Origin of the sequence: Gemmiger formicilis (assembly GCF_024462815.1) — a bacterium.
Taxonomy (GTDB): domain Bacteria; phylum Bacillota; class Clostridia; order Oscillospirales; family Ruminococcaceae; genus Gemmiger.
Genome location: NZ_JANGCG010000002.1, coordinates 87,108 through 109,057, shown reverse-complemented (window position 1 = coordinate 109,057; position 21,950 = coordinate 87,108). Strand labels below are relative to the sequence as shown.

The window sequence follows — 21,950 nt, the reverse complement described above, 5'->3', positions numbered from 1 at the left end:
TCTTGCGGTAGGAGGTTTAAACCAATCCACAGCACCTTGTCTATTGTAGCATTTTGTCCTTGGAGAGGGACTCTAATAACTACTACTTTATAATACGAGGAGTCTTATCTATGCAAACCTACCGTTGGGCTACCCTCGGCTGCGGCATAATTGCCAATGAGCTGGCGCAGGCGCTGGCCAGCCGCGGGCAGAAGCTGTATTCCGTTGCCAACCGCACCCACGCCAAGGCTATCGCCTTCGCAGAGAAATACGGCATTGAGAAGGTCTATGACCAGATTGATGACGTTTTTGCCGATGAAAACGTGGACATCATTTATATCTCCACCCCGCACAACACCCACATCCAGTATCTGCGCAAGGCGCTGGCGGCGGGCAAGCACGTCCTGTGCGAGAAATCCATCACCCTGAACTCCGATGAGCTGGAAGAGGCTATCCGCCTGGCGGAAGCACACCACGTGGTGCTGGCTGAGGCCATGACCCTCTACCATATGCCCATCTACCAGAAGCTGCAGCAGAAAATCGACACCGGCGCACTGGGCGAGCTGCGGCTCATCCAGATGAATTTCGGCAGCTACAAGCCCTACGATATGTCCAACCGCTTCTTCAACCGCAATCTGGCGGGCGGCGCACTGCTGGATATCGGCGTCTATGCGCTGTCCTGTGTGCGGTGGTTTATGACCTCCGCGCCGGACCAGATTGTGTCGCAGGTGCGGTACGCGCCCACCGGCGTGGACGAGCAGGCGGGCATCCTGCTGAAAAACAAGGAGCAGGAGATGGCCTCGGTCATTCTCTCGCTCCACGCCAAGCAGCCCAAGCGGGGCACGATTGCCTTTGACAAGGGCTATGTGGAAATCTATGATTATCCCCGCGGGCAGGAAGCTGTCATCACCTACACGGAGGACGGCAGCAAGGAGACCCTGCGCGGCGGCAGCACTGCCGATGCCCTGCTCTATGAGGTGGAGGATATGGAGCGCTCCGTGGCAGGGCAGGGGACCATGCATCTGGACTACACGCGGGATGTTATGCGCATCATGACGGAAATCCGCCGCCAGTGGGGTATGACCTACCCGGAGGAGGAGTAAGCATGGTACAGGTTGACCTCATCACCGGCTTCCTCGGCTCCGGCAAGACAACGTTTCTGCGCCGCTACGTGCAATATCTGGTTCAACAGGGGCACAACGTCTGTATTCTGGAAAATGACTTCGGCGCGGTGAACGTGGATGCGATGCTGCTGCAGGACCTCATCGGGGAGCACTGCGATATAGAGACCATCAGCGGCGGCTGCGACTGCGACACCCACCAGCGCCGGATGCGCACCAAGCTGATTTCTATGGCCATGCGCGGCTTTGACCGGGTTGTGATTGAGCCCAGCGGAATTTTTGACGTGGATGAGTTTTACGATATTCTGCGGGATGAGCCGCTGGACCGCTGGTACACGCTGGGCAATGTCATTGCGATTGTGGATGCCAGACTGGAGGAGACGCTCTCGCCGCAGGCGGACTATCTGCTTGCCTCCGAGGCCGCCAGCGCCGGTATGGTTGTGCTGAGCCGCGTCCAGCAGGCTTCTGCGGCCGAAGCAGACGCCGTGGTGGCGCACCTGAACCGTGCGCTGGCGGGTTGCCACTGCGCCCGCCGCTTTGGCGCGGACGTGCTGCGCAAGGTCTGGGACACGCTGACTGACGCAGATTTTGCCCGCCTTGACCACTGCAGCTGGCAGCAAACCAGCTATGTCAAGCTGCATTTTGACGAGCACGAAGCCTTTACTTCGTTGTATTTTCTCGAGATTGGCCGCACGGTGGAGCAACTGCGCGCCGTCGTGCAGACGCTGCTACACGATGCCCGGTACGGCCATGTGCTGCGCATCAAGGGCTTTATCCCCGCAGACGGCGGCTGGGTTGAGCTGAACGCCGCCCGCGACGCCATAACCGTCCAGCCCATCCCCAATGGGCAGGAGGTTCTGATTGTCATTGGCGAGGGTCTGGACAAAGCCGCCATCGAAGCAGTTGTAAAACAGTTGTGAATATTTATTCATCCGGCATAAATATACATCCCCGGTGTTTCCCGCAACAGGAAAATACCGGGGATGTTGTTATTCAAAGCACAATTCTACTATTTTTTCCGTACTTACGTTTATTCCTCGTCAAATACCTTTGTCCAGTTGTATTCCTTGTGCACGGCGTGGGCGGAATCACTCTGGGCCTTGCGAGCGGTATATTCACCGATGATGGCGGACGGCATCAGCAGCGCTTTTTCGACCTCGGACTGAAAAACCAGCTTCGGGTTCTTGATTTTCGGGTTTTTCATCAGGTCCTTCCAGTAGGTGTCGTAATCCATCATCACAGCCATCGCCTCAAACAGCGGGGTCAGGCTTTCGTACCGGGCAATGACCTTGTTCAGCGAATTCAGGAACTGCATATTGGCTTTGCCTTCCATCATGCCGTCATCCTTACCCTTGACGTTGCGGCGGCAGAAGTAGGCCGTCATCTGCAGAATATCGTCAAAGGCTTCCATCTGGCCGGTGGTCAGCCGGGACGTGAGCGCATCGCGGTCGATGTAGCGCAGAAGTGCTGCTGTAACGTCCTTTTTCGTTGCCGCGTCCTCCGGAGTAAGCTGGTTGACCGGCTCGGCATCGGTCTCCACAAAATCGGTGGTCTCCACAATGTCCGGCGTTTCGGGGGCGGCATCGTAGTCGTCCTCCAACTCCTCCGGCATACCACCAGTAACGTAGATACGATAATTTTCCAAATCTTCGAGAATCGCGCGGGACAGATAGGGCAGGGGAGCGCTCTTGGTGCGCGCCACCGGGATAACCTTGGTGGCGTAGCGGGTAGCCACGCCCTCGAACCAGCGGCGCAGACCGCCGCAGTTGTCAATGACGTTGTTCATCGTCTGGAAGAACGCCGCGTTGCCGCCGTCAATCATACGGTCATTGCCGCGGGGCGTGCCTGCCATCTTGACCATCGCGTCAATAATCGTGCGCACGGCGTCCATCTCGTCAGCCGTCAATTCGCGGATGAGCTTGTCCGGTTCGGCCTTGATTTCCAGCTCCTGCCGCAGCAAATCCGGCGTAGCACCGAAGGAATAGGGAATCGTTGTCTCGGGCACGGAGACATATTCCAGCGTCAGCACGTTCGGATCATCGTCCAGCGTGCCGGTCTCGGCCGGGGTCAGCTTGTTCTTCTTGTTGCGCACCTTGTTGGACATGGATTTGGTAATCTCGTTCAACTTATCGTCCGCCACCTGCTTGTCCACCGGCTCAATGGTGACCGCAATGGCAATGACGCGCTGACGATCTTTTTCAAAGACCTCGTAGTCAAAATAAATGTCCGTGTGGCCGTTGATCTCACTCTTGGCCTTGTCCAGCACGGTGCGGCGCACGTGGGCCCAGTTGGACGCATTGCAGTCCACCTGCTTTTTCAGCGTCTCAATGTTCCAGACCAGCGGCTCGCCCTTTTCCTTCTTGGAGAGATAAAGATTCTGGTAGCTTTTGCACAGCTCATAAATTTTCAGACTATACTGGCTCTTCATCGGGAGCGTATAGGTGATGTTCATGGTAGTGTAGAACTCTTTGAGCTGGATTAAGTGCGGCTTCAAAGACTGGTCGAGCGTCAGGACAATCTTGCCGGTGCCCTCATCAATGGTCGCGCTGGAAAGCCAACGGAACATCGTTATTTTTTGCGTGCCAGCCAGACGAATCCACTGCACCTTGGCGTTGGCGATGTCCTCAATGTTCTGCTTGACCTGACGATACATCGAGCCGTTGTGGGGGTCCACGCCGCAGAGTTTCAGAAACTCATAGATGGACATTTCGTACCGGGGCAGCTCGGTGTCCGAGGGCTTGATCATCGCAAAAATGTGCAGCATCAGCTTTTGCTGACTTAACGAAAGGCTGTACATTGCGTTCTGAATCAGGTCATTGGATTTGCGAACGATGGTCTGGCTGCCGCGGCCGCTGTAGGTGGCCACAGGCGCCTGCGACTTGCCGTTTTTGCCGGCTTTATCGCCCTTGGCCGCCGTACCGGTCTTGGTGGTCTGCTTTTTGGGGTGACTGTACTTGGACGCTGTCTTTGGCGTCGGCTGGGCTCCTGTCTGAGATGCCATAAACATAACCTCAATTTTGCACACGAAAAAATCACCTTCCCGGGTGGGGCTGTCTGCCCCCGGTGCCCCCGGAAATGTGTTCTGAATAACAACACGATTCTAAAATTTCTAATGACCCCGGCGCTGTATATGGAAGTTTCCCAAAACAGTACGCAGGATTCGTTATGCGTATCATAGCAGATTGTGCGCGGGATGTCAATTATTGTAACGTTCGACACATTTTGCTTTTCCGGCCCGGAATCTGCGGTTTTTCGTTTTCAGAATTTTTAGGTTGTATTTATATATATTTAGAAATAAGGTTTAGCTATGTCGAAAATTACAACAAAAATGTGCAGCCTTTAACAACAAAGCTGTGCTGGCTTTAACAACCGAATTGTGCCGCAGATAACAATGTGCCGCGGATAACAACGCAAAAAAATATTTTTTTGAACAAAAAAGGTGCGGTGCGGATTTTTTGTGGAATTTTTAAAAAGTGCTGAGAATAACAACCCTCCAAAACAGAATTTTTGGAATTATGCGCAGCGTTACAACTCTGCCGGAAAAATCCTGCAAAAGGGAAATGTGCGCCTGATAACAACTCGAAAAAGAGAATTTTCGGGTTGTTTGAAATGTGCCGTACATAACAACTCGGCCCTTTGATACCGCCGAATTGTGCTGTAAATAACAACCCGGCGATGCAGAAGAATTTTTGCCGGGAAATGTGCCGCGGATAACAACTATAAAAACAGGATTTTTGCAAAATGTGCCGTGAATAACAACAGTAAAATGGCGCATAAACGCTGTATTATAAAAAACTAATAGCCGGAAAGGCAGCGCACAATATTCTACAGAATGGAAATTGTGCGCTGCATAACAATACCCGGAAAGAGAAAAATCCTGCGAAATGTGCCGTGAATAACAACCTGTCTTTTCCGGGGAGGCGGATGGCCCTTTTCAAAATGTGCGCTGAACAACAACCCCGCAGCGGGCCGGAAAAATTGCAAATTGTGCCGTGAATAACAACCACCCAAAAAATTCTGTCGCTGCCTCTGCCGGAAATTGTGCCGCGGATAACAACCGTCGATTTTTGCAAAATGTGCGCCCGATAACAATACCTTTCGGGCAAATTGTGCCGGAAATAACAATACAGCCTGTAGAAAAATGTGTCGGCCGTTCCAACTCCGGCACCGGGAAATGTGCCGTGAATAACAACCCGCAGGGCTTGCACGGCCCCGCGGAAGGCAGAAATTTGCCGGGAGCTCTGCCGCAAGTTTACCGACGATGACAATTATTTTACCAAGGAAATGGCCACCGCTGGTTCCCGCGTACTGTGTCTGGCGCTTACCCCGGAGCATATGACCGGCAAGCTGGTGAACGGATCCTAAGGCAACCCCGCACAATTCCCACCTTATGGTATTGCCATGAAAAAATGCGAAGCAACGCCTGAATCTAAAAAGCAAAAAAAAAGTAAAAGTTTTTTTGAAAAAAGCGTTGACAAATCCCACCGGGCACGCTATAATATATGAGCGTTGAGGGCAGACGCCCAAGACACAAATGCGATGGGGATTCGCATAATGGTAGTGCAGCGGACTCTGACTCCGCCCGTGGGAGTTCGATCCTCTCATCCCCAACCACACCGCAGCAGCCCAGCTGCTGCGGTTTTTCTTTACGGGGTGTAGCGCAGTTGGTAGCGCGCTTGGTTCGGGACCAAGAGGCCGTGGGTTCAAATCCCGTCACTCCGACTTCTGATAAAAAGCCGCAGACGTTCTGGTAGCGTCTGCGGCTTTTTGTTTTGCCAGAATTAACGGTTTTTTAATGAAAGCAGTCCCCCGGATACGGTATACTTTATATACATTATAAAATATACACGAGGAGGTCCCTGTGCAAACCATGAAACAAAAGCTGCTTGCCTTTGGCGCAAAGCTCTCCCCGCTGAATTTTCTGATGCTGTTTCTGGCGGGCGTCATCAATGCCATCGGCGTCACGATTTTTATTGCGCCGGTGCAGCTGTATGACAGCGGCATTTCCGGCACGTCCATCCTGCTTTCCCAGCTGACGCCGGACACGTTCTCGCTCTCATTCTTTCTGATTCTGCTCAACATTCCGCTGCTTCTGCTGGGCTTTAAGCGGCAGGGGGCAGTGTTTTCGGTGTATGCCATCTTCACGGTAGGCGTCTACTCGGCGGCGGCCTGGCTGATTACCGATGTGCTGCCGGTGGACGTCAGCATTGCTTCGCCGCTGGCAGGCACAGACCTGTTTTTGTGCGCGCTGTTCGGCGGCATTGTGTCCGGTGTGGGCAGTGGTCTGGCCATCCGCTACGGCGGCGCTATGGACGGTATTGAGGTGGCGGCGGTCATCTTTGCCAAGGGGCTCGGCGTCTCGGTCGGTACCTTTGTGCTGGTCTATAACGTGCTGCTCTACATTATATGTGGGGTGATTATGGGCAGCTGGATTCTGCCGCTGTACTCGATTGTCACCTATGCGGCGGGTTCCAAAACCGTGGATTTCATCGTGGACGGTCTGGACAGCTCCAAGGCGGCGATGATTGTCACATCCCGCCAGCAGGAGCTGGCGGCGGCTGTGTCGGAGCAGTTCGGCACAGGAATTACCGTTATGGATGCGCGTGGGTTTTATTCGGACGCGCCTAAAAGCGTTTTGTATGTGGTGGTCAACCGCTTCCAAATGGTCAAGCTGAAGGCGTTGGTCAAGACGGTGGATCCCGACGCCTATATGACCATTACCGCCGTGGCGGACCTGCTGCACGGCAGCCGCGAAAACGCGCAATAAAAAATCCGTAAGCACTTTTGTGATGCTTACGGATTTTTTTATTTCAGATTCGGACGGTCCTGGTCGCCGTCGGCCTTGAACATAACGAAATTCTCGGGCTTGTTTGTGAAATAGTAATACTCGGTGTTCTCATGCAGGGGCGGGGTCAGATAGTTGGGAATAATGCAGCCGTCGCCCTCCATGCGCTCGGTAAAACCGGCGGCCAGCCAGACATCCGCCGGTATACCGGCGTTGTAGCAGTCCATGTACTCGGCACCTACGTGGTTCAGGATGGCGTCCAGCGCGGCGCCAAGGCGCGGCAGAACGGTGTCCTCGCCGATGAAATCCACCAGCCGCACCACGGCGGCGCAGCCGGTTTCCTCGGCCGTGACGGTGCGGGTCACAACATAGGCCAGCAGCTTGCCGTTCTCGCAGGCGGCCCACACATCATACTTGAAATGCGGGTAGTGGAAATACCGCCGCATCATGTACCACATGTCCTTGCGCGGGGTGTGGGGCGTGGCGGGCATACCCAGCGGGAGCAAATCGGCGGCGCTCTCCACCTTGGCCAGCCCTAAATCGCGCTGAACAGGGGGCAGGGAATAGCGCAGGGGCTTGGCCAGATAGTAGGCGCGGCGCCGACCCAGACGGTAGTAGTGGGGCAGACGCTCGGCCTGCCAGCCGAGGAACTGATAAAAGGTGCAGGTGTTGGGGCGGATGTTGTTGCAGGCCACCACGTCGGCGTTCAGAAGGCCGGGCAGGGCGTTCATCAGCTCCAGCCCCACGCCGTTGTGGCCCTTGACAGCCACCCAGACGCTGACCCAGACATCGGGGCGGCGCTTGGTGTTGGCCAGAATATACCCGGCCGCGCTGACGTACTGGCCGTCCTCCTCCGCCACGGCAAACTGGGGGACGCCGCCGCGGCCCGCGTAGTAGTGGTGGTACAGCTCGGGGCGGTTCAGCAGCGGCAGGCGCATATCAAAATTTTCATTGATAAAGTCAATGATGGCAGCGTCCTCGCCCAGACGCGCCAGCCGGAACGTTGTCTCAGACAATGGCCGACCCTCCCGTGACCGGCAGCGTTACGCCGGTGATAAAACGCGCCTCGTCAGAGAGCAGGAACGCCATCGCGGGCACAACGTCTGCGGGGGTCGCGTTGCGGCCCATCGGGTTTTCCTCGGCGGCAGCCTGCACAATCAGGTCAGGCGTGTCCTTCAGGAAGTTTGTCTCCATCATGCTGGGGGCCACGCAGTTGACCGTGACGCCGAAGCGGGCATACTCCACGGCAAGGCTCTTGACCAGCCCGCCGAGGGCGCTCTTGGCCATGACGTAGGCGGCAGTGTTCTTGGGCGGGCAACCGATGGTGTAGCTGGTCTGGATGAACAGCACGCGGCCGAATTTGGCCTTGGCCATAGCGGGCAGCACGGCGCGGCAGATGCGCACGGCGCTGTGCACCTGAATTTCAAGGTCGCGGTCAAAGCGGGTCTGGTCAAAGGCCTTGAACTTGGCGTTCACAACCGGCAGGGCGGGCAGATGGATAAAATGGGTCGGCGCGGGGGCCGAGGCTGCCAGCAGCTGCACAAAGGTGTCCACCTTGGCGCGGTCGGAAAGGTCCACGTCAAAGGGGCGCACCTGACCGGGGAAGCGGCTGCACAGGTCAGCCAGCTTTTCCAGATCGCCGCAGCCCTGTGCCAGCACGGTGGCATCCGGCGCATCGGCCAGCAGACGTTCGATAAGCGCACGGCCGACATCGCTGGTGGCGCCGGTGATAAGATAGGTATAAGGCATAGTTTTTCTCCTCAGAAATCGCCGCGGGCAAAGCAGCCCCGGCGGAGCTGTTATTTTGCCAATCCGGCCTTGATGATGCCGCGGGTCACGCGCTTGCCGTCCTGGTTGGTGATGACTGCCTTGATTTCGGCCTCGCTGCCAATCTCGCTGACAGAAACCACCGTTCCCTTCACGGTCAGGGTATCGCCGATAAAGATGGGCTTGGCAAACTTACATTCAACACCGTGGAGCAGGCAGTGCTCGCCGGGCAGATAGACGCCCGCCAGCGTGGAAAAGAAGCTGGCCCCCAGCATACCGTAGACGACCCGGCCCGGAAAGCCGCGCCCCTTGGCATAGTCGGCGTCAATGTGGATGGGGGAGACATCCCCGGTGATGGCGCGGAAGGCATCCATCATTTCCGGCGTGACCGTCACGGTAAATTCCTCGGTCAGGCCGGGGGTCATTTCCGCCAGTGTATAGTGATTCATGGCAGGGCTCCTTCTACAATTTGAAAAAAGGCGGCAGGATGCCGCCCAATTTAAGGTATAAGAATTACACCATCCGTGCAACCAGATCCAGCAGGTCGCCCACGTCCTTCAGGCCGCGGACATCCGCGAGCTTGAACTTGATGTTGAACTTCTTCTCAATGGCCGTCAGCAGATTGATCTGCTCCAGGCTGTCCCAGTCCTCGATATCATCGGCGCAGGTGCTGCGGGTAATCTCAAGGGAATCATCATCAAAATTATCGCGGAAAATATCCTGTACCGCGCTCAGAATTTCCTGTTCAGTCATTGTTGTAACTCCTTTATATATTGGTAGTTACCTATACTATAGCATAAAAGTGCGGCAGGCGCAAGATTTGTGAGGAAGGGAATTGCCATTTCTCCCGGCGCTACAGGCCATAATCCTCCAGCCGGCGCTGCAGCTCGGCCTCGTCGCTGACAAAAACACCCTGCTGCAGGGCCAGCACGTCGCTCTCCGGCAGGAGGCGGGTGTAAATCTCCTCGTAGGTGGCCAGCGGGCCGGTGCCCTCGGCGGTGTACAGCGCCACATGGCCGCCGCTGTCCTTTAAAAGGTAGCGCGGCGGGGCAGGGGCGTCCTGCCCGCGGATAAGCCAGTACAGCCCGGCGGCCACGCACAACCCGGCCACGGCAGCCAGCAGTGAAAGATACACCCCGCGGGGCCCGATTTGTCTGTTTTGCATAATATTTCCCCCTTGCACGCTTAGTATGGCCGCCAGTACAGACAAAAACACCGAAAGTTGTGAATTTTACATCTGCCCCTGTACTTTTGGGGGCGAATTGTGCTATAATCTAATCTATAGCATTCTGCAATTCCGTGTTACACACGCTTCGATACAGACCAAAGGAGGCGGTTCCCATAGAACCCAAGCAGCAGCGCCACATCTCAACCGAGGGCGTAAAGACAACCGCAGGCGCAACCGGCCAGCCCGGTGCCCCCGCACCCAAGAAAAAAACCAAAAAGCGCCGCAGCATTATCGGTATGATTTTCAGCTTCATCGGCTGTATGCTCTGCCTGTGCATTATGGCGGCCAGCGTGGGCGGCGTGCTGCTGTCCATGTACATCGTGCAGGTCACGGCGGATGATGCCGAGACGCTGGATCTGGACAACCAGAAAAACAAGGAAACGTCCATCATCTACGATATCAACGTTGATGAATACGCGACCCTCTCCCGCAACGAGAACCGCATCTGGCGTGACCTGTCCGCCATGCCGGAAAACCTGCAGCACGCGGTTATCGCCGTTGAGGACAAGAACTTCTACACCGAGCCCGGCATCAACCTCAAGGGCACCATCGGTGCAGCGCTCAACGCCTTTACCGGCAACCGCATCTGGGGCACCAACCGCGGTGCATCCACGCTGGAACAGCAGCTTATCAAGAACCTGACCGGCGATAATGAGCAGGACAATATGCGTAAGGTGCGTGAGATTTTCCGCGCACTGGGTCTGGACAACAAGTACAGCAAGGAAACGATTCTGGAAGCGTACCTGAACACCATCCCGCTGACCGGCATTGTCCACGGCATGGAGGCAGGCGCGCAGGAATACTTCGGCAAGCACGTGGAGGATCTGACGCTGGCGGAGTGCGCCGCGCTGGCCTCCATCACGAAGAACCCCACCGCGTACAACCCGGCCACCAACCCGGAGCAGCTCACCACGCGCCGCAACCACGTTCTGTATGAGATGTACACGCAGGGCTATGTCACCGAGGCGGAGTACAACGCCGCCAAGGCGGAGACCATCACGCTGGTGGAAAGCTCGGCTTCGACCGAGAACGCAACCCGTTCTTCCAGCAACTCCTGGTTTACCGATGCCCTCTACACCGAGCTGCTGAACCAGCTGCAGACCGACCTGAACTACACCGCAGAAGAGGCCAAGGAGCTGATTTTCTCCGGCGGTCTGCGCATCTACTCCACCGTTGACCCCACCGTGCAGGCGGCTGTCGAAAAGACGATGTACAACGAGGATGACCTCATTCCCGCCCTGTGGCACGAGGAGCCTGTCTGCCTGCGCGATTACCCCGCCGACACCAGCAGCTGGGACGATGTGCAGTATGACGAGGCCACCGGCCTGCCCATCACGAAGGACGGCTACGCCGTCTACGGGCAGGAGGCAATCCCTGTCTATGAGGACGAGGAGGGGACAACCCTCAAGACCGGCAAATCCACCGACCCCGACTACCCCAATGATACCACCGTCTACCTTTGTGTATATGAGAAGGTCCGCACCCAGGCCGCTATGGCGGTGTTGGATTATGACGGCAACATTCTGGGCATCGGCGGCGGCATCGGCGAGAAAAAGTACGATCTGGGCTTCAACCGCGCAACCTCTCCCCACCAGACCGGTTCTACGATGAAGCCCATCGGTGCCTATGCGCTGGCGCTGGACTACAAGCTGATTTCCTACTCCTCCCCGCAGATGGATATTCCGTACTACACGGCAGAGGACAAGCGTGTCTTGAAGGATGAGTATATCGGCAAAATGGACCCGCACTCTCAGGCAGCGCAGTCCCGCAGTGATGTCTGGCGTGCATGGCCCACCAACTATGGCGGTGCGGGCGGTCAGGGCAACACGATGCTTGTCTACGATGCTCTGCAGCAGTCCTACAACACGGTGGCTGTCTGGGTCGGCAATCTGGTCGGCGTCGATTACCTGTACAACTTTGTGCATGATACGCTGGAATGCAGCTATATCAGCGCCGAGAGCGATATGGATCTGGGCCCGCTGGTGCTGGGTTCCCAGAGCAGCGGCCTGACTGTGGTACAGCTGGCGGGTGCTTACACAATGTTCAACACCGGCACCTTCACCACGCCCCACTATTACACCGAGGTCACCGATTCCCAGGGCAATATGATTCTGGACAACAACAAGTATATCAACACCACGCAGGCCATCAGCGCCGACACGGCGTATATCATGAACCGTATGCTGCGGAACGTGCTGCACAGCAGCAAGGGTACTGCTTACGGCAAGGCCCCCGACGGCGAGATGGACTCTGTGGCCAAGACCGGTACTACCAGCAACTACAAGGACTACACCTTTGCCGGTCTGACCCCCTACTATGTAACCGCTATCTGGTGGGGCTGTGACCGCCCGACCGAGATGGACAAGCTGGGCAAGCCAGGCAGGAACGGCTCGCCCATCCAGTACGCATGGAAGTACCTGATGGAGGATCTGCAGGCAGACCTGCCGGTCAAGGAGTTCGCCAAGGGCGAGAACGTTGTGGAGAAGCGCTTTGACACCTCCACCGGCGCGATTGTCTCCGGCGGCGGTGCTGTGGGCTACTACACGGAGGATAACCTCCCTGACAGCACCTATATCACCAGCGAGGAGGACCCCTACGCCGCTTTGGCGCAGGCCGCCGCAGAAGCCGCCGCCGCACAGGCAGCACCCACGGAATAAGCCCCTACGATGCGGCCGTTCCCGGCTTGCCGATTCCCCACAAAACCCCACAATAACCAGTCACACCCCGCCACGGTCTGAAGGGACCGCAGCGGGGTGTTTTTATGTGAGCTACAGCTGTACACCGACAAAAGATATCGACTTTTGGCCGTTGCGGGCTGTGCAATCTGACAAATTGCACAAAAACTGACCGAAAAGGCTTGCAACGCACCCCAGGGCGTGGTATGATGGAACACGTTGAGAAACATTTGTACACAAGGAGGAAACACAATGGCCGAGAGGCGTTTTCTGCTGGTAGATGCGGATGTTCTGCCGGAGGTTTTTGTCAAGGTGCTGCAGGCCAAGGAACTGCTGGCATCCGGTGCGGTAAGCAACATTTCCGCTGCCGCCAAGCAGGCGGGCATTTCGCGCAGTGCCTTCTATAAATATAAGGATACGGTGTTTGACGCCGAGAATGGGCGCGAGTCCATCACGGTGGTGGCCACACTGCTGGATAAGACCGGCGCGCTGCAAAGCCTGCTGTCGGGCATTTCGGCGGCGGGCGCGTCCATCGTGACCATCACCCAGTCCCGCCCGGAGAACGGTGCGGCGCAGGTGGAGGTCACCGTCCGCACCGGCACGATGCAGATGCCGGTGGATGAGATGCTGACCCGCTTGTCCCACCAGCCCTGTGTGGTGGAGATTCACCGCGGCGCTTAAGAAGTGTAAGAGAGGGAAAATTCCAATGGCTAAAATCGCAATTATGGGCTTCGGCACAGTCGGCTCCGGCGTGCTGGAGGTCTGCCGCCGCAACGCGGCATCCATCGCCCGCCGTGTCGGTGAGCCTGTGGAGGTCAAATATATTCTGGATGTGCGGGATTTCTCCGATTCCCCGGACGCCGCCCTGTTCACCAACTCGATTGATACCATCCTGAACGACCCGGAAATCAAGGTTGTGGTCGAGACTATCGGCGGCACAAAATTCGCGTACCCTTATGTGCGCCGCTGTCTGGAAAGCGGCCGCAGCGTCTGCACCTCCAACAAGGAGATGGTCGCCACCTACGGCGCGGAGCTGCTGGCCCTTGCCAAGGCGCACAACGCAGCCTTCCTGTTTGAGGCCAGCGTCGGCGGCGGCACGCCCATCATCACCCCGATGCACCAGTGTCTGGCCGCCAACCACATCAGCCAGATCCGCGGCATTGTCAACGGCACCACCAACTTTATGCTGACCAAGATGAAGCGGGAGAATATGGGCTTTGCCGAGGCGCTGAAGATTGCCCAGCAGCTGGGCTACGCCGAGACGAAGGACCCCAGCGACGATGTGGACGGCCGTGACGCCTGCCGCAAGATTGCCATTCTGGCCAGTCTGGCCTGCGGGCACCATGTCTACCCGGACAACATCCCGGCCCGCGGCATCCGCGACATCACCGTGGCGGACATCAAGGCCGCCGAAAAGCTGGACAGCGCCATCAAGCTGATTGCCTGGTATGACGAGGTCGAGAACGGCCAGATGGCCGCCGGTGTGGAGCCGATGCTCGTCTCCAACGCGAACCAGCTGGCGGGCGTTGACGATGTGTTCAACGCTGTGCTGATGAAGGGCGATATGCTGGGCGATGTGGTCTTTTACGGCAAGGGCGCGGGCAAGCTGCCCACCGCCAGCGCCGTGGTGGCTGACGTCATTGACGCACTGAAAGAGGGCGTCAAGATTCACGATTCTCTGTTCTGGAAGCCCGCCGAGAAGCCGGAGGGCCAGCTTGAGGACAAGAACAGCTACCAATGGTATCTGCGCGTGACCGGTGTGGCGGCGGCACTGCTGCCCAGCGTGGCCGGTGCAGGCCATGTGGTCTTTGAGGAGAACGGCGAGGCTGCCTACCTGATTGACACCGCCACCGCTGCCGATGTGGCAGAAATCACCAAGAAAATTGAGGTGCTGGGCGGCAAGGTCGCGCTGGCCATGAAAAAACTGGAAGAATAAGAGGGAGCAGGGCATATGGTAACAGTGACAGTCCCGGCCACCAGTGCAAACGTAGGCGCGGGCTTTGACTCTCTGGGGCTGGCGGTCTCGATGCACAACGTCTTTACGTTTGAGGAATCCGACCGCATCCAGATTTCGTCTGTCGATGGCACCCATGTCCCGGCGGGCAGCAACAATCTGGTGTACCGTTCCGCCCGCGTGGTCTATGACCAGCTGGGCATCCCGCTGAAGGGGCTGCGCATCACCCAGCGCAACGATATCCCAATGGCCCGCGGCCTTGGCTCCAGCTCTGCCTGCATTGTGGCGGGCATTATGGGCGCCAACGCCCTGCTGGGTGATAAGCTGACCGAGCGCCAGATGCTGACGCTGGCCACCGCCATTGAGGGCCACCCGGACAACGTGGCCCCCGCCATGCTGGGCGGCTTTGTCACCAGCGTGATTGACGAGGGTCAGGTCTACAGCGTGAAAAAGGACATTGACCCCGAACTGGCCTTTGCGGCCTTCGTCCCGGATTTCCGCCTGCTGACCAGCAAGGCCCGTGCGGCCCTGCCGGATATGGTCAGTCACAAGGACGCGGTCTACAATCTGTCCCGCGCCGCGCTGGCCACGGCGGCCTTCTGTGAGGGCAACTATGCGCTGCTGGGCGTGGCCACCAAGGATGTACTGCACCAGAAGTACCGCCTGCCGCTGATTGAGGGCGGCGACGAGGTCTTTGAACTGGCGCAGGATCTGGGCGCGCAGGCCGTGTATATCTCGGGCGCAGGGCCGACCATTATGGCCGTGGTGCACAAGGACGATACCGAGTTCTTTACCCGCGCCGAGGCGGCCCTTGCAGCGCAGGGCCCGCTGCAGCATTTTACCGTGCATCGTCTGCTGGCTGACAATGTCGGCGCAGTGGTAAGCTGAGACAGGGGAGAGGGAGTAATTCAGATGGGCTTGATTGTACAAAAATTCGGCGGCTCCTCGGTCAAGGACCGGGACCGCATCTTCAACGTGGCGCGCATCGTCATGAACACCCGCAACGCAGGCAATGATGTGGTTGTGGTTGTCTCAGCGCAGGGCGACACCACCGATGACCTGATTACCAAGGCGGCGGAAATCACATCCGATCCGTCCCACCGCGAGATGGATATGCTGCTGGCCGCGGGCGAGGAAATCTCGATTTCCCTGCTGACGATGGCCCTGCAGGAGCTGGGTGTCTCCGCCATCAGCCTGACGGGCTGGCAGGCCGGCTTCAACACCGACCGCGCCTACTCCAAGGCACGCATCAAGCGGCTGGACACCGAGCGTGTCGAGAGTGAGCTGGCCCGCAACCGCGTGGTGGTTGTGGCAGGCTTCCAGGGGCTGAACCGTTCGGACGATATCACCACGCTGGGCCGCGGCGGCAGCGATACCTCCGCCGTGGCACTGGCCGCCGCCCTGCACGCCGACCGCTGCCAGATTTTCACCGATGTGGAGGGCGTCTACACGGCTGACCCGCGCAAGATTCCCAAGGCCACCAAGCTGAAGGAAATCACCTTCGATGAAATGCTGGAGCTGGCCTCTCTGGGTGCGCAGGTGCTGAACAACCGCAGTGTTGAGCTGGCCAAAAAGTACAATGTCGAGCTGGAGGTTATCTCCAGCATCAATCCGGTGCCCGGCACCATTGTTAAGGAGGAGACCAAAGTGGAAGGTATGCTCATCAAGGGTGTCGCAAAGGACACCGACGTTGCTGTTCTGACGGTGAAGGATGTTCCCGATGTGCCGGGTATGTCCTTTAAGATTTTCAGCCTGCTGGCGCAGAAAAATATCAACGTGGATATCATTCTGCAGACCACCGGCCGTGACGGTATGAAGGATATGAGCTTCACCGTCCCTCTGGGCGATGCTGAGAGCGCTGTCTCCGCGCTGAAGAATGCCACCAGCCGCATCGGCGGCGGTGACATCACCGTGGACAAGGGCTGCGCCAAGATCTCCATCGTGGGCGCCGGTATGCAGAGCCACTCCGGCGTGGCCTCCACGATGTTCGAGGCGCTGTTCAACCAGAATATCAACATCAAGATGATTTCCACCAGTGAAATCAAGATCAGCGTCATCATTGACGAGGCCGACGCCGACAAGGCTGTGGCCGCCATCCATGACGCCTTCATCAACTGAGCTTTATAGAGGGAAATGGGTTGGCCCCCGTACACACGATGGTGTACGGGGGCCGTTTGGTTTATATGGTTGTAGGGGCCGGGCACGCCCGGCCCGGTGGTGTACCGTTGGCAGGCGTTTGCCTTACAGCAGTTTTTGTCCCTGTGCAAACTTAGCGGCCAGCGTGCCCTTGCCAAGGTAGGCATAGCGCTCCAGACGCTCGGCGGGGGTGAAGCTGCGCATATTTTCCAGGGCGGCATCCTCCAGCATAAGGGCGTCAAAGGTGTAGCCGTCCTCAAACAGGCCGACCTTCTCGCCGAAGTCGGCCCAGAAGTCACCGCCGCCGACCGTTGCCATATACAGCGCCTCGGTCATGGTCAGCGGCTTTTCGCTCTGGTCCACATACCGCCAGCGCAGCTTGCTGACCTGCACGGCGGTGGCCATCACGGTGAACAAATCCAGTGTGTGGCCGCCCGCCACATCGCTGCCCAGACCGATGCGCCAGCCGCCGCGCAGATATTTAGCGGCGGGGGCAATGCCGGCAATGACGTTCTCGTTGCTGGTGGGGCAGTGGGCAATCATGACGCGGTTTGTCTTCATCAGCGCGGCCTCGTCGTCGGGGCTGTAGATGCAGTGGGCCATCACGGTGGGCACATCCCCGCCGAACAGGCCGTACCGGCTGTAGCTCTCGCCGTAGAACTTTGTGCCGGGGCACAGCTCGGCCACCCAGGCAATCTCGCCCGGATTCTCGGAGAGGTGGCTCTGTGCGGGCACGTGGTATTCGGCGGCCAGCTGACCCAGTCCGGCCATATACTCGTCCCCGGTGCTGGGGGTGAAGCGCGGGGTAATCATCGGGCGCACAGGGCCCGCGTGCAGGCTGTTCTCAGCCTTGCAGGCGTCCAGCCAGCGGCGCGTCTCGGCCAGCCCTGCGGCGGCGCTGGGCTCACGGTAGCTGTCCGGGCTGTTGCGGTCCATGGCCAGCTTGCCCACAAAGGCGGAAAGCCCGGCGTCCTTCAGCTGGTGCATCAGCTCCAGCGTGGCATCGGTGTGCAGCGTGGCAAAGATGCAGGCGCGCGTGGTGGCGCTGTTTTTCAAATCCCGCACAAAATACTGGTAGCCCAGCTTTGCATAGGCGGGGTCAGCGTAATGGGCCTCCTCGGGGTAGGTGTACTGCTGCAGCCAGTCAAGCAGCTCTAAATCCATCGCGGTGCCGCAGTAGCTGTACTGCGGCGCGTGCAGATGCAAATCCACCAGACCCGGCGTGATGAGCTTGCCGGTATAGTCCAGAATCTCCACCCCGGCGGGGGCGGCCTCGGTGAAGCCGGCGCACAGGCCGTTTTCACACAGCATATACCCCTCCCGCACGCGCAGGGCATCCGGGGTGGGGGTGTCTATAAAAGTGCCTTTCAGGGCGAAACAATCCATAGAAATGACCTCTCTATATAAAATTGCTTTGTAGGGGCCGGGCATGCCCGGCCCGCAAGTGTACGGTGGATACCCCTTTTCATGGGGGTGTAGGGCGGGGTGCCCTCACCCCGCGGCGGCCAGAGGGCTGGCCGCCCTACAAATCGGGCTTTCATAATCTCTATTATAAACAATATATAGCATCTGTTGCAAGTTTTTTGTTTACTTTATGTCGTTAAAGCGGTATAATACCAATATCTATTGATATTTGAAAGGAATAATGATTTGGAACGGAAACAACTCGCGCCCGGTGTCTGCATTACCACACTGGACGCTTCTAAATTCAACCGCTGCCGCATTACGCTGCATCTGCGGTTTCCCGCCCGGCGGGAGTCTGCCACGGATGCCGCGGTGCTGGCGCTGGTGCTTGAGCGCGGCTACGCGGCCTGCCCGGATATGACCGCCCTTTCCCGCCGTCTGGCGGAGCTCTACGGCGCAGACCTCGGGGTGGACCTTGCCAGCGCAGGCACCGACCGCGTGCTCTCCGCCGACATCTGCGGCATCAAGGACGCCTACGCGCTGGCGGGGGAGAACCTGACCGATGCCTACGCGGACATTGTCTTTGGTACGATTTTTGACCCCTACCTTGTGGATGGCGCGTTTGACCCGGAGGCCGTGCGCATCGAGACCGAGACGCAGGCCCGCCGTCTGGAAGCGGAGTTCAACTCCAAGCGGCTCTACTGTGTGCGGCAGGCACGCCGCAAGTTCTACGGCGATGCCCCGGCGGGCATCGAGCTGGGCGGCTACCCCGGCGAGCTGGTCAACGTGACGCCCCAGAGCCTGAAGGCCGAGTATGACCGCATCCTCTCCACCGCATCGATTGATGTGATGGTGCAGGGCGTGGACGAGGCCCGCGTGGCCGAGATGCTGCTGAAAAAGCTGGACGGCATCCGCCGCGACCCGCATCCCTTTGCCGCGCCGGTGGCCATGCCGGCCACCCCGCTGCGCCATTTTAAGGAGGAAATCCCCGGCCTGACGCAGGCCAAGCTCTGTATGCTGTTCACCACCGGGGAGGAGCACCCCAACCCGCCCAGCGTCAGCATCCTGCGCGTAGCCATGAGTGTGCTGGGTGGCTCTGCCACCAGTCGTCTGTTCCGCAACGTGCGGGAAAAACAGTCCCTGTGCTACTACTGCGGCTCTGCCGCCCAGCGGGCCACCGGCGTGATGATGATTGACTCCGGCGTTGAGCCGGGCAAGGAGCAGCAGGCGGAGGCCGCCATTCTGGCCGAGCTGGAGGGGCTGAAGAACGGCCCCATCACGCAGGAAGAAGTGGATGACTGCCGCCGCGGTCTGCTGTCCAGCATGGACGCGCTGGGCGACAGTCTGGCCGCGCTGGAAAACTGGTACTACGGCCAGATTACCCGCGGCGAGCCGCTCTATCCGCCCGAGTACGGCAAGGTGCTGACCAGCGCCGTGACGCTGGACGAGGTGCGCCAGACGCTGCAGAGCTACAGCTATTCGGTATGCTACGCCGTGACCGCCGAGCCGGGCACGCAGGGGAAGGGAGGCAGCGAAGATGTTGAATAACGACCATGAGAGCTTTGCCGCCGCCCAAGCCTGCGCTGCCGCAGCCGTCAGCTGTGAGAGCGTTGTGCTGCCCAGCGGCCTGACCGTACTCTGCCGTACGATGCCGGGCTACAGCAGTGTCCACGCCATCTACGCCACGGGATTTGGCTCCATTCACCGCGCCTTCACGCTGGACGGCAAGCAGATTACACTGCCCGCAGGCACGGCGCATTTCCTCGAACACAAAATGTGCGAGACGCCCAAGGGTGATTCCTTTACCTTCTACGCAAAGACCGGCGCTTCGGCCAATGCGTTTACCAGCTATGACCGCACCTGCTACCTCTTCTCGGCCACGCAGAAGATTGACGAAAATCTCGATATTCTGCTGGGCATGGTGGGCAAGCCGTGGTTCACCAAGGCTACGATTGCCAAGGAGCAGGGCATTATCGGGCAGGAAATCAAGATGTACGATGACAGCCCCGACTGGCGGCTGCTCAACGCGCTGTTCCGCTGCCTGTACGCCGACCACCCCCTGCGGGATGACATTGCCGGCACGGTGGACAGCATTGCTGAGCTGACGCCCCAGCTGCTGTACAGCTGCACCAAGGCGTTCTATGCACCCTCCAATATGGTGCTGAGCGTGGCAGGCCGGATTACGCTGGACCAGGCCGTGGACGCCTGCAAGCGCAACGGTCTCTACCGCGCCCGCGCCCCGCATGAGGTCGAGTGGGACGTTCCGGCCCAGACCGGCCCGCTGCCCCACAAGGAGGCCTTCTTCACGATGCCGGTCACAAAGCCGTGCTTCGGCGTGGCCTACCGCGAGGAGCCGCTGGCCGAGGGCGACCTCAAGCGTGAGCTGCTGCTGGATATGCTGGGCGATCTGGTTGTGGGCGGTCTGACGAAGCTCTACCGCCGTCTCTACGATGAAGCGCTGGTCAACCCGGAATTTTCCGGCGATTTCATCGCCGTGCGCGGCGCCTGCGCGGTGGCCTTCACCGGCGAGAGCGACACCCCGCGTCAGGTTGTGGAGCTGCTGCAGGAGGAGATTGAACGGATGCGCCGCGAGGGCGTGGACCCGGAGGTTTTTATGCTGGTGAAAAACCAGATGTACGGCGAGCTGCTGGGCGATGTGGAGGCCGTGGACGATGCCGCCGAGGAGGCCGCAGCTGCCTGCCTGAAGGGCCGCACGCTGGCGGACGAGATTGCCGCGCTGGCCGAGCTGACTGTGGAGGACGCCAACGCCCTGATGCGCACGGCCCTGCGGGAGGAAAACCGCGCCTACGTGCAGATTGACCCGTCAGAAAAATAACGAGGGGTAAGTAGAAAATGGTATATCATGTACAATTTCCCGGTCTGGGGCTTGATTTGACCGTGAACCGCGTGGCGCTGGCCATCGGTGGGTTCAACATTTATTGGTACGGCGTTATCATTGCAGCGGGTATGCTGCTGGCGATGCTCTACGCTTTCCGCAACGCCGTGGACTACGGCATTGACTCTGACCGGCTGGTGGACGTTGTGGCCATCGGCACGGTCATGGCCATCGTCTGCGCCCGCATTTACTACGTGGCTATGGCACCGTTTGAGTATCAGAGCGTCTGGGAAATGATTGACATCCGCAAGGGCGGCATTGCCATCTACGGCGCAGTCATCGGCGCGTTTGTGTTCGGCGGGCTGGCTGCCAAATGGCGCAAGGTACCGCTGCTGCCGCTGTTTGATTTGGTCTCGCTGAGCTTTCTCATCGGGCAGGGCATCGGCCGCTGGGGCAACTTTGTCAATCAGGAGGCCTTCGGCACCAACACCACGCTTCCGTGGGGTATGTACAGCGAGGGCACCGAGGCCTACCTCAAATCGGTGCAGGTCACGCTGCCCGCGGGTATGACGGTGGATCCCACAGCCCCGGTGCACCCGACCTTTTTGTATGAGAGCATCTGGTGCCTGCTGGGCTTTCTGGTGCTGGCAGCGTTTTACAAAAAACGGCGCTTCAACGGCCAGATTTTCTTGAGCTACATCATCTGGTACGGCCTGGGCCGTGCGTGGATTGAGGGCCTGCGCACCGACTCGCTGCTGATTGGCAGCACCGGCCTGCGCGCCAGCCAGCTGGTGGCCATAGGCTCTGTCATCGTGGCCGCGGTGTTGATGGTCATCGGCCTGCGCAGCACCAAGGGCAAGCAACTGATGGTCACGCTGGCCGTGAAGGACATCAAAAAGCAGGCCGAGGCAGGGGAACGCTTCGCGCCGGACACCCTGCCCGCCAACGCGCCCCACGCGGAATTTGTCAAGGCAACCGACGCCATGAATGACCGTCTGGCCGCGCTGGATTTGAACGCAGTGGAAATTGAAGAGATTGAGGAACCGAAGACTGACTGAGCGCATG

General features: G+C 58.6%; 18 protein-coding genes and 2 tRNA genes. 13 read left to right on the top strand and 7 right to left on the bottom strand.

All coding sequences use genetic code 11. From position 1 onward, the window contains the following. Positions 1-110 precede the first annotated feature (110 nt). Positions 111-1,082, top strand: coding sequence for a Gfo/Idh/MocA family protein (locus tag NE623_RS02965; RefSeq protein ID WP_256271744.1), 972 nt, complete (start codon positions 111-113; stop codon positions 1,080-1,082). Positions 1,083-1,084: 2 nt separating this feature from the next. Further along, positions 1,085-2,020 (top strand): CobW family GTP-binding protein, encoded by a 936-nt coding sequence (locus NE623_RS02960; protein ID WP_256271745.1) that lies wholly within the window; start codon positions 1,085-1,087, stop codon positions 2,018-2,020. Positions 2,021-2,130: 110 nt separating this feature from the next. On the opposite strand, the gene NE623_RS02955 is transcribed toward NE623_RS02960, so the two are convergent. Further along, on the bottom strand, positions 2,131-4,101 hold the full coding sequence (locus NE623_RS02955) for a replication initiation protein (RefSeq protein WP_256271746.1): 1,971 nt from the start codon (positions 4,099-4,101) through the stop codon (positions 2,131-2,133). A gap of 1,539 nt (positions 4,102-5,640) precedes the next feature. Here NE623_RS02955 and NE623_RS02950 point away from each other — a divergent pair. The 3 genes from NE623_RS02950 (at position 5,641) to NE623_RS02940 (ending at position 6,867) form a co-directional block, all read left to right on the top strand. Next, positions 5,641-5,714 (top strand) — tRNA-Gln (locus NE623_RS02950). Positions 5,715-5,749: 35 nt separating this feature from the next. After that, a tRNA-Pro gene (locus tag NE623_RS02945) sits at positions 5,750-5,822 on the top strand. Between the two features lie 148 nt (positions 5,823-5,970). Then, complete coding sequence (locus NE623_RS02940) at positions 5,971-6,867, top strand: YitT family protein (RefSeq protein WP_256271747.1); 897 nt, start codon at positions 5,971-5,973, stop codon at positions 6,865-6,867. 38 nt (positions 6,868-6,905) lie between these two features. On the opposite strand, the gene NE623_RS02935 is transcribed toward NE623_RS02940, so the two are convergent. The 5 genes from NE623_RS02935 to NE623_RS02915 form a co-directional block, all read right to left on the bottom strand. After that, on the bottom strand, positions 6,906-7,901 hold the full coding sequence (locus NE623_RS02935; RefSeq protein WP_256271748.1) for a hypothetical protein: 996 nt from the start codon (positions 7,899-7,901) through the stop codon (positions 6,906-6,908). Further along, positions 7,894-8,634 carry an SDR family NAD(P)-dependent oxidoreductase gene (locus NE623_RS02930; protein ID WP_256271749.1) on the bottom strand — a complete coding sequence of 247 codons (741 nt, stop codon included), beginning with the start codon at positions 8,632-8,634 and terminating at the stop codon, positions 7,894-7,896. Before NE623_RS02930 ends, NE623_RS02935 begins: the two co-directional genes overlap by 8 nt. A gap of 50 nt (positions 8,635-8,684) precedes the next feature. Continuing rightward, positions 8,685-9,101 (bottom strand): MaoC family dehydratase, encoded by a 417-nt coding sequence (locus tag NE623_RS02925; RefSeq protein WP_256271750.1) that lies wholly within the window; start codon positions 9,099-9,101, stop codon positions 8,685-8,687. A 64-nt stretch (positions 9,102-9,165) separates the two neighbouring features. Beyond that, positions 9,166-9,405 carry an acyl carrier protein gene (locus NE623_RS02920; protein ID WP_256271752.1) on the bottom strand — a complete coding sequence of 80 codons (240 nt, stop codon included), beginning with the start codon at positions 9,403-9,405 and terminating at the stop codon, positions 9,166-9,168. Positions 9,406-9,505: 100 nt separating this feature from the next. Beyond that, the gene (locus tag NE623_RS02915) at positions 9,506-9,817 is read right to left on the bottom strand and encodes a hypothetical protein (RefSeq protein ID WP_256271753.1); all 312 of its coding nucleotides are present in this window, start codon (positions 9,815-9,817) and stop codon (positions 9,506-9,508) included. Between the two features lie 134 nt (positions 9,818-9,951). Here NE623_RS02915 and NE623_RS02910 point away from each other — a divergent pair, with 134 nt between their 5' ends. From NE623_RS02910 to NE623_RS02890, 5 genes are all read left to right on the top strand, one after another. Continuing rightward, positions 9,952-12,537, top strand: coding sequence for a transglycosylase domain-containing protein (locus NE623_RS02910; RefSeq protein WP_256271754.1), 2,586 nt, complete (start codon positions 9,952-9,954; stop codon positions 12,535-12,537). 270 nt (positions 12,538-12,807) lie between these two features. Further along, positions 12,808-13,236, top strand: coding sequence for an ACT domain-containing protein (locus NE623_RS02905; RefSeq protein WP_256271755.1), 429 nt, complete (start codon positions 12,808-12,810; stop codon positions 13,234-13,236). A gap of 25 nt (positions 13,237-13,261) precedes the next feature. Beyond that, complete coding sequence (locus NE623_RS02900) at positions 13,262-14,491, top strand: homoserine dehydrogenase (protein WP_256271756.1); 1,230 nt, start codon at positions 13,262-13,264, stop codon at positions 14,489-14,491. 15 nt (positions 14,492-14,506) lie between these two features. After that, positions 14,507-15,397 (top strand): homoserine kinase, encoded by an 891-nt coding sequence (thrB, locus tag NE623_RS02895; RefSeq protein ID WP_256271757.1) that lies wholly within the window; start codon positions 14,507-14,509, stop codon positions 15,395-15,397. Positions 15,398-15,421: 24 nt separating this feature from the next. Continuing rightward, the gene (locus NE623_RS02890; protein WP_256271758.1) at positions 15,422-16,627 is read left to right on the top strand and encodes an aspartate kinase; all 1,206 of its coding nucleotides are present in this window, start codon (positions 15,422-15,424) and stop codon (positions 16,625-16,627) included. A gap of 123 nt (positions 16,628-16,750) precedes the next feature. On the opposite strand, the gene NE623_RS02885 is transcribed toward NE623_RS02890, so the two are convergent. Then, complete coding sequence (locus tag NE623_RS02885; protein ID WP_256271759.1) at positions 16,751-18,031, bottom strand: amidohydrolase family protein; 1,281 nt, start codon at positions 18,029-18,031, stop codon at positions 16,751-16,753. Positions 18,032-18,295: 264 nt separating this feature from the next. Between NE623_RS02885 and NE623_RS02880 the strand changes: the two genes are divergently transcribed. Genes NE623_RS02880 through lgt form a run of 3 tightly spaced genes read left to right on the top strand, consistent with a single transcriptional unit; the run spans position 18,296 to position 21,943 of the window. Beyond that, positions 18,296-19,597 (top strand): M16 family metallopeptidase, encoded by a 1,302-nt coding sequence (locus tag NE623_RS02880; RefSeq protein WP_256271760.1) that lies wholly within the window; start codon positions 18,296-18,298, stop codon positions 19,595-19,597. Next, positions 19,587-20,885 (top strand): EF-P 5-aminopentanol modification-associated protein YfmH, encoded by a 1,299-nt coding sequence (gene yfmH / locus NE623_RS02875; RefSeq protein ID WP_256271761.1) that lies wholly within the window; start codon positions 19,587-19,589, stop codon positions 20,883-20,885. The genes NE623_RS02880 and yfmH overlap by 11 nt, the downstream gene beginning before the upstream one ends. Positions 20,886-20,902: 17 nt before the next feature. Further along, a complete protein-coding gene (lgt, locus tag NE623_RS02870) occupies positions 20,903-21,943 on the top strand; it encodes a prolipoprotein diacylglyceryl transferase (protein WP_256271762.1) in 1,041 nt (346 codons plus the stop codon). Positions 21,944-21,950: the final 7 nt, after the last annotated feature.

What these genes read in the sequence shown, in the direction of transcription:
- NE623_RS02885 (WP_256271759.1), bottom strand. Translation starts at nt 18,031, where the DNA reads ATGGATTGTTTCGCCCTGAAAGGCACTTTTATAGACACCCCCACCCCG.
- NE623_RS02930 (WP_256271749.1), bottom strand. Translation starts at nt 8,634, where the DNA reads ATGCCTTATACCTATCTTATCACCGGCGCCACCAGCGATGTCGGCCGT.
- NE623_RS02965 (WP_256271744.1), top strand. Translation starts at nt 111, where the DNA reads ATGCAAACCTACCGTTGGGCTACCCTCGGCTGCGGCATAATTGCCAAT.
- NE623_RS02890 (WP_256271758.1), top strand. Translation starts at nt 15,422, where the DNA reads ATGGGCTTGATTGTACAAAAATTCGGCGGCTCCTCGGTCAAGGACCGG.
- NE623_RS02900 (WP_256271756.1), top strand. Translation starts at nt 13,262, where the DNA reads ATGGCTAAAATCGCAATTATGGGCTTCGGCACAGTCGGCTCCGGCGTG.
- NE623_RS02960 (WP_256271745.1), top strand. Translation starts at nt 1,085, where the DNA reads ATGGTACAGGTTGACCTCATCACCGGCTTCCTCGGCTCCGGCAAGACA.
- NE623_RS02920 (WP_256271752.1), bottom strand. Translation starts at nt 9,405, where the DNA reads ATGACTGAACAGGAAATTCTGAGCGCGGTACAGGATATTTTCCGCGAT.
- NE623_RS02940 (WP_256271747.1), top strand. Translation starts at nt 5,971, where the DNA reads ATGAAACAAAAGCTGCTTGCCTTTGGCGCAAAGCTCTCCCCGCTGAAT.
- NE623_RS02915 (WP_256271753.1), bottom strand. Translation starts at nt 9,817, where the DNA reads ATGCAAAACAGACAAATCGGGCCCCGCGGGGTGTATCTTTCACTGCTG.
- lgt (WP_256271762.1), top strand. Translation starts at nt 20,903, where the DNA reads ATGGTATATCATGTACAATTTCCCGGTCTGGGGCTTGATTTGACCGTG.
- NE623_RS02925 (WP_256271750.1), bottom strand. Translation starts at nt 9,101, where the DNA reads ATGAATCACTATACACTGGCGGAAATGACCCCCGGCCTGACCGAGGAA.
- thrB (WP_256271757.1), top strand. Translation starts at nt 14,507, where the DNA reads ATGGTAACAGTGACAGTCCCGGCCACCAGTGCAAACGTAGGCGCGGGC.
- yfmH (WP_256271761.1), top strand. Translation starts at nt 19,587, where the DNA reads ATGTTGAATAACGACCATGAGAGCTTTGCCGCCGCCCAAGCCTGCGCT.
- NE623_RS02955 (WP_256271746.1), bottom strand. Translation starts at nt 4,101, where the DNA reads ATGGCATCTCAGACAGGAGCCCAGCCGACGCCAAAGACAGCGTCCAAG.
- NE623_RS02905 (WP_256271755.1), top strand. Translation starts at nt 12,808, where the DNA reads ATGGCCGAGAGGCGTTTTCTGCTGGTAGATGCGGATGTTCTGCCGGAG.